This window comes from Pseudomonas paraglycinae, assembly GCF_021601625.1.
In the GTDB taxonomy this organism is placed as follows: domain Bacteria; phylum Pseudomonadota; class Gammaproteobacteria; order Pseudomonadales; family Pseudomonadaceae; genus Aquipseudomonas; species Aquipseudomonas paraglycinae.
Genome location: NZ_BQHR01000017.1, coordinates 99,788 through 111,285, shown reverse-complemented (window position 1 = coordinate 111,285; position 11,498 = coordinate 99,788). Strand labels below are relative to the sequence as shown.

The 11,498-nt window shown below is 61.6% G+C and carries 10 protein-coding genes and 1 other RNA gene; 2 read left to right on the top strand and 9 right to left on the bottom strand.

The features are described from left to right. Positions 1–3: 3 nt before the first annotated feature. The 9 genes from mraY to rsmI form a co-directional block, all read right to left on the bottom strand. Positions 4–1,086: a phospho-N-acetylmuramoyl-pentapeptide-transferase gene (gene mraY / locus L6D82_RS23005; RefSeq protein ID WP_007956769.1), complete on the bottom strand. Its 1,083-nt coding sequence runs from the start codon at positions 1,084–1,086 to the stop codon at positions 4–6. Beyond that, positions 1,086–2,453 carry a UDP-N-acetylmuramoyl-tripeptide--D-alanyl-D-alanine ligase gene (locus L6D82_RS23000; RefSeq protein ID WP_102716907.1) on the bottom strand — a complete coding sequence of 456 codons (1,368 nt, stop codon included), beginning with the start codon at positions 2,451–2,453 and terminating at the stop codon, positions 1,086–1,088. Before L6D82_RS23000 ends, mraY begins: the two co-directional genes overlap by 1 nt. Beyond that, positions 2,446–3,909, bottom strand: coding sequence for a UDP-N-acetylmuramoyl-L-alanyl-D-glutamate--2,6-diaminopimelate ligase (locus tag L6D82_RS22995; protein WP_236191703.1), 1,464 nt, complete (start codon positions 3,907–3,909; stop codon positions 2,446–2,448). The genes L6D82_RS23000 and L6D82_RS22995 overlap by 8 nt, the downstream gene beginning before the upstream one ends. Continuing rightward, entirely contained in the window at positions 3,909–5,648 is a 1,740-nt protein-coding gene (locus tag L6D82_RS22990) for a peptidoglycan D,D-transpeptidase FtsI family protein (RefSeq protein WP_170929382.1), read from the bottom strand. Before L6D82_RS22990 ends, L6D82_RS22995 begins: the two co-directional genes overlap by 1 nt. Next, on the bottom strand, positions 5,648–5,941 hold the full coding sequence (gene ftsL, locus L6D82_RS22985) for a cell division protein FtsL (RefSeq protein ID WP_007956777.1): 294 nt from the start codon (positions 5,939–5,941) through the stop codon (positions 5,648–5,650). Before ftsL ends, L6D82_RS22990 begins: the two co-directional genes overlap by 1 nt. Then, positions 5,938–6,885: a 16S rRNA (cytosine(1402)-N(4))-methyltransferase RsmH gene (rsmH, locus tag L6D82_RS22980; protein WP_085745354.1), complete on the bottom strand. Its 948-nt coding sequence runs from the start codon at positions 6,883–6,885 to the stop codon at positions 5,938–5,940. Before rsmH ends, ftsL begins: the two co-directional genes overlap by 4 nt. Next, positions 6,882–7,337 carry a division/cell wall cluster transcriptional repressor MraZ gene (gene mraZ / locus L6D82_RS22975; RefSeq protein ID WP_007917012.1) on the bottom strand — a complete coding sequence of 152 codons (456 nt, stop codon included), beginning with the start codon at positions 7,335–7,337 and terminating at the stop codon, positions 6,882–6,884. The genes rsmH and mraZ overlap by 4 nt, the downstream gene beginning before the upstream one ends. Positions 7,338–7,738: 401 nt before the next feature. After that, positions 7,739–8,092: RNase P RNA component class A (gene rnpB / locus L6D82_RS22970), an RNA gene on the bottom strand. A 73-nt stretch (positions 8,093–8,165) separates the two neighbouring features. Beyond that, positions 8,166–9,071 carry a 16S rRNA (cytidine(1402)-2'-O)-methyltransferase gene (gene rsmI / locus L6D82_RS22965; RefSeq protein ID WP_085745355.1) on the bottom strand — a complete coding sequence of 302 codons (906 nt, stop codon included), beginning with the start codon at positions 9,069–9,071 and terminating at the stop codon, positions 8,166–8,168. 177 nt (positions 9,072–9,248) lie between these two features. Here rsmI and L6D82_RS22960 point away from each other — a divergent pair, with 177 nt between their 5' ends. Both L6D82_RS22960 and L6D82_RS22955 read left to right on the top strand, forming a co-directional pair. Further along, positions 9,249–11,060, top strand: a complete 1,812-nt coding sequence (locus L6D82_RS22960; protein WP_064599306.1) for a penicillin-binding protein activator — start codon at positions 9,249–9,251, stop codon at positions 11,058–11,060. After that, positions 11,060–11,422, top strand: a complete 363-nt coding sequence (locus L6D82_RS22955) for a YraN family protein (RefSeq protein WP_007956783.1) — start codon at positions 11,060–11,062, stop codon at positions 11,420–11,422. The genes L6D82_RS22960 and L6D82_RS22955 overlap by 1 nt, the downstream gene beginning before the upstream one ends. The last annotated feature ends 76 nt before the right edge of the window (positions 11,423–11,498 follow it).

Genomic DNA, 11,498 nt, shown 5'->3' with positions numbered 1-11,498 from the left:
GTTCTACCTCAGCTTCAGGGTGGCAAGGCCGATCAGCACGAGAATCACGGTGATGATCCAGAAACGGACGATCACGCGCGGCTCGGGCCAGCCTTTGAGTTCAAAGTGGTGGTGAATCGGCGCCATACGGAACACACGGCGACCGGTCAGCTTAAAGGACGCAACCTGAATGACGACTGACAGGGTTTCCATCACGAACACGCCGCCCATGATGAACAGGACTATTTCCTGACGGACGATCACCGCGATGGTGCCCAGGGCTGCGCCCAGCGCCAGTGCGCCGACGTCACCCATGAAGACTTGCGCCGGGTAGGTGTTGAACCACAGGAAGCCCAGGCCGGCACCGATCAGCGCGCCGCAGAACACGATCAGTTCGCCTGCGCCCGGTACGTACGGGATCAGCAGGTATTCAGCGAATTTCACGTTACCCGACAGGTAGCAGAAAATGCCCAGGCCACCGCCGACCATCACTGTCGGCATGATCGCCAGGCCATCGAGGCCGTCGGTGAGGTTGACCGCGTTGCTCGAGCCAACGATCACGAAGTAAGTCAGCACGATGAAGCCGGCGCCCAGCGGAATGCTGTAGTCCTTGAGCATCGGCAGGATCAGGGTGGTTTCCACCGGAGTGCTGGCAGTCATATAAAGGAAGATCGCCGCACCGAGGCCGAACACCGACTGCCAGAAATATTTCCAGCGACTCGGCAGACCACGGGAGTTCTTCTCGATCACCTTGCGGTAGTCGTCGACCCAGCCGATGGCGCCGAACAGCAAGGTCACCAGCAACACGACCCACACATAACGGTTGCTCAGGTCAGCCCACAGCAGGGTGCTGACACCGATCGAAGACAGGATCAGCGCGCCGCCCATGGTCGGCGTACCGGATTTGGACAGGTGCGATTGCGGGCCGTCGTTACGAACCGATTGGCCGATCTGACGGTTCTGCAGGGTGCGGATCATCCACGGGCCGTAGCACAGCGACAAGACCAGCGCGGTCAGCACACCGAGGATCCCGCGCAGGGTCAGGTACTGGAAGACCGCGAAGCCTTTGTAGAACTGTTGCAGATACTCCGCTAGCAGCAGCAGCATTAATGTTTCTCCAGACTGGACCCGCACAGGGCCGCAACGATGTTTTCCATCGCTGCGCTGCGCGAACCCTTGATCAAAATGGTGGTGTTTTTGTCCTGCTCGGCGTCGAGGGCCTGGATCAGTTCGGCTTGGGTGCCGAAGTGATGCGCCTCGTTACCGAATGCGTTCACGGCGTGGACCATGTTCGGCCCGACGGCGTATAGCGCGGAAACCTTGCCTCGGGCGTATTCGCCCACGTCGCGGTGCCCCTGCTCCGCCCAGTCGCCCAACTCGCCGATATCCCCGAGCACCAGGACGGTGCGGCCGGAAAAGCCGGCGAGTATATCAACGGCCGCGCACATCGAGGTGGGGTTCGCGTTGTAAGTGTCATCGATCACGCGCATGCCGTTTTTAGCCAGTTGCGCGACGGTGCGACCCTTGACCGGTTGTACCGCGCCAAGCCCGGTGGCGATGCCGAACAGCGACACGCCCAGTGCGTGAGCGGCAGCGGCGGCGGCCATGGCGTTGGCGACGTTGTGGGTGCCGAGCAGGTTCAGTTGAACCCGCTCCACACCTTCAGGACTGTGCAGGTTGAACGCCGGGCAGCCGCGGGCATCGGTAGCCAGGTCGCTGGCGTAAAAATCCGCCTGAGTGTTGCTCAAGGCAAACGTCAGCACCTTGCGGGCGCCGGCGCGGGTCTTCCAGATACCAAACGCCTTGTCATCGAGGTTCAGCACGGCGACGCCGTCGGCCGCCAGCCCTTCGATGATTTCGCCTTTGGCTTCAACGATTTTCTCCGGCCCGCCGAACTCACCGACATGGGCGGTCCCGGCGTTGTTGAGGATCGCCACGTGCGGCTTGGTCAGCCCTACGGTGTAAGCGATTTCACCCAGGCGCGAGGCACCCAGTTCGATCACTGCCGCGCTGTGTTCCGGGGCGAGTTCGAGCAGGGTCAGCGGTACGCCGAGGTCGTTGTTCAGGTTGCCACGGGTCGCGTGCACCGAGCCGCGCGTGCGCAGGATGCTCGCGAGCATTTCCTTGACCGTGGTCTTGCCGCTGGAACCGGTAACGGCCGCGACCGGTTTGGTGAACGCGGCACGGTTCAGCGCACCCAACTGGCCGAGGGCCTGGCGGGTGTCCTTGACCAGCAATTGCGGCAGCGTGCTGTCGGCGACTTCGCGCTCGACCAATGCCGCAACGGCGCCTTTGGCGGCGACTTCATTCAGATAGTCATGACCGTCGAAACGCGGGCCGGTCAGGGCAATAAACAGTTGGCCAGCCTTGATCGCGCGGCTGTCGATGCTCACGCCGTCAAAACTGGCGTCGGCACTGACCAGACGGGCGTCGAGCGCGTTGGTCAGTTCGCTGAGTTTCAGGGCCTTAAGCATGGGCCACCTCCCACGCGGTCAGGGCGTGATCAGCCTCGACCAGATCGGAAAACGCATGGCGCTCGCCGTTGATTTCCTGATAGTCCTCGTGACCTTTGCCGGCCAGAACGATCACGTCATCCGCCGAAGCGCCGGCAATCAGTTGCGCGATGGCCTGGCCACGGCCGGCCACGAACGTCACGTTATCCACAGCCGTGAAGCCAGCGCGGATGTCATCGAAAATCACCGCCGGATCTTCGGTGCGCGGATTGTCATCGGTCACCAGCACGCGGTCAGCCAGACGCTCGACCACTTCGGCCATCAGCGGACGTTTGCCGCGATCGCGATCACCGCCGCAGCCGAACAGGCACAGCAGCTGGCCTTTAACGTGCGGGCGCAACGCGGTCAGCACTTTTTCCAGCGCGTCCGGGGTGTGGGCGTAATCGACCACCACCAGCGGCTGGGTGCCACCGCCGAGACGCTGCATGCGTCCGGCCGGGCCTTCGAGCTTCGGCAACACCTTGAGAATTTCGTCGAGGGCGTAGTCCAGACCGAGCAAGGCGCCGACGGCGGCCAGTACGTTGCTCAGGTTGAAACGACCGAGCAGCGTACTGCGCAGATGGTGCTCGCCCTGCGGCGTCACCAGCGTGGCGCGCACGCCATGGTCGTCGAACTGCGCTTCACGCACATAGAGGTAGGCGCTGCTGTCGAGGAGGCTGTAAGTGATCAGCCGCGACTCGCGCTTTTCAACGGCCAGTTGCCGGCCGAAATCGTCGTCGAGGTTGACCACGCGGCAATTCAGGTCATTCCAGGCAAACAGCTTGGCCTTCGCCTCGGCGTAGGCCTCCATGGTGCCGTGGTAATCCAGGTGATCACGGGACAGGTTGGTCATCACTGCGACGTCGAACGCCAGCGCAGTAACCCGGCCCTGATCCAGACCGTGGGACGAAACTTCCATGGCCACGGCTTTGGCGCCGGCCTTTTTCAGGTCGCCCAGAGTCGCCTGCATGGCGATCGGATTCGGCGTGGTGTGCAGGCCGCTTTGCAGCGCGCCATGAAAACCGGAACCCAAAGTGCCGACGATGCCGCAATGCTGGCCGAGCAGGTCCAGCGCCTGCGCCACCAGTTGGGTCACGCTGGTCTTGCCGTTGGTGCCGGTCACGCCGATCAGGTTCAGGTGATGACTTGGCTCACCGTAAAAACGTCCGGCGATGTCCGACAGCTGCGCTGCCAGGCCTTTGACCGGAATCAGCGGCACTTCGGTGATCGGCAGCACGGTGGCGCCTTCCACTTCATAGGCCACGGCGGCAGCACCGCGCTGCAAGGCGTCGGCAATGTGCGCACGCCCGTCGAACTTGCCGCCCGGCACCGCGAGGAACAGGTCCCCCGCGCGTACATTGCGACTGTCGAGCGCCAGTTCACGGATCAACAGATCGTGGCCGGCGTGGGGGAAAATCTTGTTCAGACTCAGAGACATCAGCCGCGCCCTCCATTGGCTTTCAGCGGAACGGCCGGGGTGGCGTTGGCCTGTTGTGTGGTCGGCAGGTTGTCCGGGGTGACGTTCATCAGGCGCAGAGTGCCCGACATCACACGGCTGAACACCGGCGCCGAGACCAGACCACCGAAATAGCCGGCCTTGGTCGGTTCATCGATCACCACGACGATTGCATAACGTGGATCGCTCATCGGGCCGAAGCCGGCGAACAGCGAGCGGTAAGAGTTTTCGGCATAGCCCTTGGTGCCGACCGACGTTTTACGCGCGGTACCGGACTTGCCACCCACGTGATACGCCGGCACCTGCGCACGGAACACGCCGCGCGGAGCTTCGATCACTTGTTGCAGCATGCCTTGCATGGTTTTCGCGACGGCTTCCGGCAGCACCTGGGTGGTCTGCGGTGCCTTGTCGGTTTTGATCAGGGTCAGCGGTGCGAGACGACCGTTGTTGGCCAGCGCCGAGAATGCATGCACCAGCTGAATTGCCGTCACCGAAATACCGTAGCCGTACGACAGCGTTGCGGTCTCGGCCTTGCGCCACTCGCGGTAGTTCGGCAGGTTGCCGACACGTTCGCCCGGGAAGCCGAGGCCGGTGTCCTGGCCGAGGCCGACTTTCTGTGCGAGGCGGAAAATGGTTTCGCCGCCGATATCGAACGCGACCTTACTCATGCCGACGTTACTGGAATTGATCAGAATGCCGGTCAGGTCGAGCACCGGACCTTCGGTCTTCGATACGTCCTTGATGGTGTACTTGCCGATCTGCAGGGAGCCCGGATACACCTCGACGGTGTCGCTCGGTTTCCAGCGGCCGGTTTCGATCGCGGCGCTCATCGAGATTGCTTTCATGGTCGAACCGGGTTCGAACACGTCGATCATCGCGCGGTTACGCATCATCGCCGGTTGCAGGTTGCGACGGTTGTTCGGGTTGTAGGTCGGCTGGTTGACCATGGCGAGAATCTCGCCGGTCTTCACGTCCATGATCACCAGACTGCCGGCCTTGGCGCCGTTCTCGATGATCGCGTTGCGCAGCTCACGGTTGGCCAGATATTGCAGGCGCAGGTCAATCGACAACGCCAAGGGCTTGCCGGCCTTGGCGTTTTTGGTGACCTGGACATCCTTGATCAGCCGTCCGCGCCGATCCTTGATGACTTGCCGCTTGCCGGGCACGCCGGCCAGCCATTCATCGTAGGCCAGTTCGACGCCTTCACGACCGTGGTCATCGATGTCGGTGAACCCGACCATGTGCGCCGTCACTTCACCGGCCGGATAGAACCGGCGGAATTCTTCGATGCCGTAGACGCCCGGCACTTTCAGGTCGAGCACGGCCTGGCCCTGCTCGGGGGTCAACCCGCGCACCAGATAAATGAATTCTTTGTTGGCCTGGGCTTCGAGACGTTCGGCCAGGGCTTTCGGATCCTGCCCCAGCGCGGCAGCGAGCGCAGGCCACTTCTCTTTGGCGGTCTGCATTTCCTTGGCGTTCGCCCACAGCGTGGTCACCGGGGTACTCACGGCCAGAGGCTCGCCGTTACGGTCGGTGATCAGACCACGGTGAGCCGGAATCGGAATGTGCCGAAGACTGCGCGCATCGCCCTGACCTTTGAGGAAGTCACGGTCAACCACTTGCAGGTCGATGATGCGCCAGCAGATCGCCGCGACCATCACGCCGAGAAGTGCCACCATCAGACGGAAACGCCACGGGAAGAGAGCCCCCTCGAGTTTCATCATGGCGCCACCATCTTCACGTCAGCTGCGCCTGGGATGTGCATCTTCAGTTGTTCAGTGGCCAGCACTTCGATCCGGCTGTGGGCGGTCCAGGTGCTTTGCTCCAGGATCAGGCGCCCCCACTCGGCCTGCGCCTTGTCGCGCACGCTCAGTTCGTTGTACAGGGTGTTGAGCAACTGCCGGTTCCAGTGGGCGCTGTAAGACACGCCGATGGCCGACACGAGCACGCCGATGAACAGCAGCAGCATGAAAAAGCTGCCGCCGGGCAGTGGCTTGGCGAAAAGCTTGCTCACCGCAGCTTCTCCGCGACGCGCATGACGGCGCTACGGGAACGTGGGTTGGCTTTGAGTTCGGCGTCGGAGGCCGTCTGCGCTTTGCCATGGACTTTGATTTTCGGTTCGAACGCAACGTGGCGAACCGGCAGGTTGCGCGGCAGGTTGTCGGCTTCGCCTTTCACCAGCTTGCGCATGAACAGTTTGACGATACGGTCTTCCAGCGAGTGGAAGCTGATCACGACCAGACGGCCGCCCACTTCCAGGCATTCGAGCGCGGCTACAAGACCCGCTTCCAGATCGCCCAGTTCGTTGTTGACGTGAATGCGCAGGCCCTGGAAAGCGCGGGTTGCCGGGTTCTTGCCCTTCTCCCACGCCGGGTTGGCGACTTTCAGGACTTCGGCCAGATCGGCGGTGCGCTCGAACGGCGTGATGTCACGGCGTTCGGCCACGGCACGGGCCATGCGGCCGGAGAAACGTTCTTCGCCGTATTCCTTGAAAACACGGGCGATTTCTTCCACTGGCGCGGTATTGACGAACTCGGCTGCGCTGATGCCACGGGACGGATCCATGCGCATGTCCAGCGGGCCATCGTTGAGGAAGCTGAAGCCACGCTCGGCATCATCGAGCTGCGGCGAAGAGACGCCCAGATCCAGCAGAATGCCGCTGACCTTGCCGGCCAGCCCCTGTTCGGCAACCACCGAACCGAGCTCGGCAAAGCTGCGCTGCACAACGACAAAGCGGCCGTCTTCGGCCGCCAGCGTTTGCCCGGTGGCAATCGCTTGAGGATCCTTGTCGAATCCGATGAGCCGACCATCCGGCCCGAGCTTGCTCAGGATCAACCGGCTGTGCCCGCCGCGCCCGAACGTGCCGTCCAGATAGCAGCCATCAGGACGTACGGCGAGAGCCTCGACGGCTTCGTCAAGCAGTACGGTGATGTGGTTAAAGCCGCTATCAATAGTCACAGGATCAGATCACGCAGTTCGTCAGGCATGGCGCCCGGTTGTTGTATGGCAGCCAGGTCAGCGGCAGAAACCGCATTCCAGGCATCTTCGTCCCACAGTTGGAACTTGTTCAGTTGGCCCACCAGCATCGCGCGCTTGTCGAGCTTCGCGTATTCGCGCAGGCGCGGCGGCACCAGGAAACGACCACTGCCGTCGAGCTCGAGGTCAACGGCATTACCAATCAATAAACGTTGCAGACGACGGTTCTCTTCGCGAAGCGAAGGGAGCGCGCGCAACTTGGTTTCAATAATTTCCCACTCATCGAGCGGGTAGACACACAAACATGGATCAACGGCATCAATGGTCACGATCAACTGGCCGGAACTGCGCGAATCGAGCTCGTCACGGTACCGGCTCGGCATGGCGAGACGGCCCTTTGCGTCGAGACTGATAGCGTTAGCTCCGCGAAACACGTCTGCGTTTCTCCAATTTTTATCGTTTTGAGCTCAAAAAACCCACTTCATGCCACTTTCCGCCACTTGCGCACACTATAGGAATGCGCCCACCACACCGTCAAGGCGCGGATTAAAGGAAAACCCTTACAGAACGGAGATTTAGGAGCATAAAAGGAGGAGCAACGAGAATCTGGCGGATGCTTTTATCCAATAACTTGAAGCAGCACTGAAAGCTGCGCTCGAAAGTTAAAGTAATTTGTTAAGAGTAAGATTTTTTCGGTATTACAAAAGCGCTTCTGCTGTTGATTGAAGCACGGTGGGAACTGGCTATTACTGCGTTTGCCGCTGCCGGTTTCAGCGCAGGCCTGCTGATAATAAACAGCCCTGTCGCCTTTAATTCAAGCAGGGAAAAGAAAAAGGTGGAGAGTCGATCTGTAAGCCGGGTTCTGTCTTGAACAGTCATTCGTCTACGATGGCCATCACTGGACATCTTTAGCAACCTACCCGGTCCCAGCGCGGGCCACGCCTTGGGACCCTATTTGGTCTTGCTCCAAGTGGGGTTTACCTAGCCACGAACTGTTGCCAGACGTGCGGTGCGCTCTTACCGCACCTTTTCACCCTTACCGGCGCCGAAGCGCTTAGGCGGTTATTTTCTGTGGCACTTTCCGTAGGCTCACGCCTCCCAGGCATTACCTGGCACTTCGCCCTATGGAGCCCGGACTTTCCTCCCCCCCCTAATTTTCATAGAGGGCAGCGACTGTCCGATCGACTCTCCGCCGCGCAGGTTAACGGCAGAGCGGCCGAAGAACAAGCGCTAATAGCCCGCAAACCGGTCTGCGCGACGGGTTACGCGTCTTTTTGCCGGTCCAGCGCCACCTGATACAGCACGTTTTTGCGCTCACCGGTGATTTGCGCCGCCAGAGCCGCCGCACGCTTGAGCGGCATCTCTTCCAGCAACAGGTTGAGGATGCGCATCGCCTCGCTGCTGACGGCATCTTCAGACTCCGGCGCGGTCCAGCCCGCCACCACCACGACGCATTCGCCACGCTGCTGATTGCTGTCGGCCTCGACGAATGCCCGCAACTCGCTCAGCGGCAAGCCCTTGAGCGTTTCAAAGGTCTTGGTGATTTCACGAGCGAGCAATGCCGGACGATCAGCGCCGAACACCGCTTCCATATCCCGCAGACATTCCAGAATGCGATGCGGCGCCTCGTAGAAAATCAGCGTGCGCGGCTCTTCTTTAATGGCTTCCAGGCGTGCTTTGCGCCCCACAGCCTTGGCCGGCAGAAAACCTTCGAAGATAAAGCGGTCGGATGGCAGACCGGCAGCCGACAACGCCGCGATCAACGCGCACGCACCTGGCACCGGCACCACATTGATCCCGGCCGCACGCGCCTGACGCACCAGGTGATAACCGGGATCGGAGATCAGCGGCGTACCGGCATCAGAAATCAGTGCGACGTTGTCGCCCGCCAACAGACGGGTAATGAAGCGACTGCCCTCATCCCGCTCGTTGTGTTCATGACAGGCTGCCAGCGGCGTGGAGATGCCAAAGTGCTGCATCAGGCGCTGGGAATGGCGCGTATCTTCGGCGGCGATCAGCGCCACCTCGCGCAGGATCTTCAACGCCCGGGCGCTGATGTCATCCAGGTTGCCGATGGGCGTCGCCACCACATAAAGCGAGCCCGCAGCGGAATTCAAAGGACCTGGAGCAGTCAAAGCGCACACCTCATGATCGGTAAAAGCCGCCATTGTAGCGCGTCGTGCGCCGGTCGACGCGCCCGGGTCGGACACGGTTTGTCGCACCATTGTGAGGCTGCGCACTCTTTGTATCAGCTAAATTGACGGTTTCACGCCAGTAACATCGCGCCCCGGCCAGTGCTTGGGTACAATTCGACGCTAATTTGATCGAGTATCAGGAACACTTACATGATCGCTTGCCTGCGGCTGTTCACTGCCCTCTGCCTCGCTGCCTTGCTGGCGGCTTGCGCCAGCTCCCCTTCCTCCAGCCTTGGCGAACTTCCACGGACCCCGGATGCCACCATCGAGCAACTGCTCGAACAGGCTGCCCAGGCCAAATCGCCGGACAAGGCCGCTCTGCTGCGCCTGAGTGCGGCAGACATGGCATACCGCCAGGGCAATGCCGGACAGTCCGCGCAAATCCTGCAGCAAGTGCCGATGGAGCAACTCCAGCCGGGCCAGCAGGCATTTGCCAGCACGCTGTCTGCTGAGCTGGCCATGACTCGCAACCAGCCGAAAGCCGCGCTGACTGCCTTGAGCCATCCAAGCCTGCAACGCCTGAGCGAAATGTCGGTACCGCTGCAAGTTCGCGCCGGCACCGTTCACGCCCGCGCCCTTGAAGCCGACGGTCAGACCCTGGCCGCCGCCCGCGAGCGCATCTTCATCGCGCCGATGCTGGAAGGTGAAGCCGCCAGCAAGAACCACGAAGCGATCTGGACCCTGATTGCATCGCTGCCGGCCGATCAACTGCAAGCGAACACCACCGATGACCTCGGCGGCTGGATGAGCCTGGCTCTGGCCGTGAAAACCGCCGGCACTCTGGAACAGCAGCAAGCCGCCATCGACAACTGGCGCAATCAGCATCCAAAGCACCCAGCCGCGATCAACCTGCCGCTGCCCCTGACCAAACTCAAGGAACTGGCCAGCCAGCCCCTGAGCAAGATCGCCCTGCTCCTGCCGCAGGACGGCCAACTGGCCTCGGTCGGCAAGGCCCTGCGTGACGGCTTCATGGCCGCGCACTATCAGGCTCAGCAAGCCGGTCAGAAACCGCCGGCCATCGAGTTCTATGACAGCTCGAAACTGACCAACCTCGACGAGTTCTACCGCAAGGCCCAGGCCGATGGCGTGCAACTGGTCGTCGGCCCGTTGGAGAAACCGCTGGTCAAACAGTTGAGCACTCGCCCGCAACTGCCGATCACCACCCTCGCCCTGAACTACAGCGAAGGCGATCAAGGTCCGGCGCAGCTGTTCCAGTTCGGTCTGGCCGCTGAAGACGAAGCCCGCGAAGTCTCACGCCGCGCCCGTGCCGACGGTCTGCATCGCGCCGCCATCATGGTGCCGAAAGGCGAATGGGGCGACCGCGTCCTGCGTGCTTTCAGCCAGGACTGGCAAGCCAACGGCGGCAGCATTGTCGCCACCGAACGCGTCGACCAGCCGGTGCAACTGGCCCAGCAGATCGCCGACATGTTCCAGCTGCGTCAGAGCGAAGCTCGCGCCAAGAGCCTGCAGAATGCTGCCGGCACCAACGTTGCCGCCCAGCCTTCGCGTCGCCAGGACATCGAATTCATCTTCCTCGCCGCCACCCCTCAGCAGGCGCAGCAGATCAAGCCGACCCTGAACTTTCAGTACGCCGGTGACGTGCCGGTCTATGCGACCTCCCACGTGTTCAGCGCCAGCGGTGACGTGAACCAGTACAACGACATGAACGGCGTGCGCTTCTGCGAAACCCCGTGGCTGCTGGAAACCAGCGATCCGCTGCGCCAGCAGGTCACCGCGCAATGGCCACAAGCCGCCGGCAGCCTCGGTCGCCTGTATGCTATGGGCGTCGATGCCTATCGTCTGGCGCCACGTCTGGATCAACTGAAAGCATTGCCGGACAGCCGCATCGAAGGCCAGTCGGGCAGCCTGGGAATGACCCAGTCCCAACGCGTCGTCCGTCAGTTGCCATGGGCACAGTTCGTCAGCGGTCAGATCCAGCGCCTGCCGGACACTCCACGCTGATGCCCGACAGGTCACACCTGCAAAGCGGCAAGGATGCCGAGCGTCAGGCGCTCGAGCATCTGCAACACCAGGGTCTGCGCCTGCTGGCGCAGAACTGGTTATGTAAACGCGGCGAGCTTGATCTGGTCATGCTTGATGGCGATACAGTAGTATTCGTCGAAGTCCGTTACCGAAAGAACACTCAATGGGGTGGCGCACTCGACAGCATCGATGGGCGCAAACGGCAGAAACTGATTTTCGCCGCACAGTATTTTCTTCAGCGCGAGTCGCGTTGGGCCAATTCCCCCTGCCGCTTCGACGTGGTGGCCATCGACAGCCACCAGGGTCAGCTGAACTGGTTGCAGAATGCGTTCGACAGTTGACCGCCTGCTCCGACCCGGACACTTTCACTCAACACTTTTGCTCTTTGCTTTGCGGGCTGCACATTCACGTGCCGGA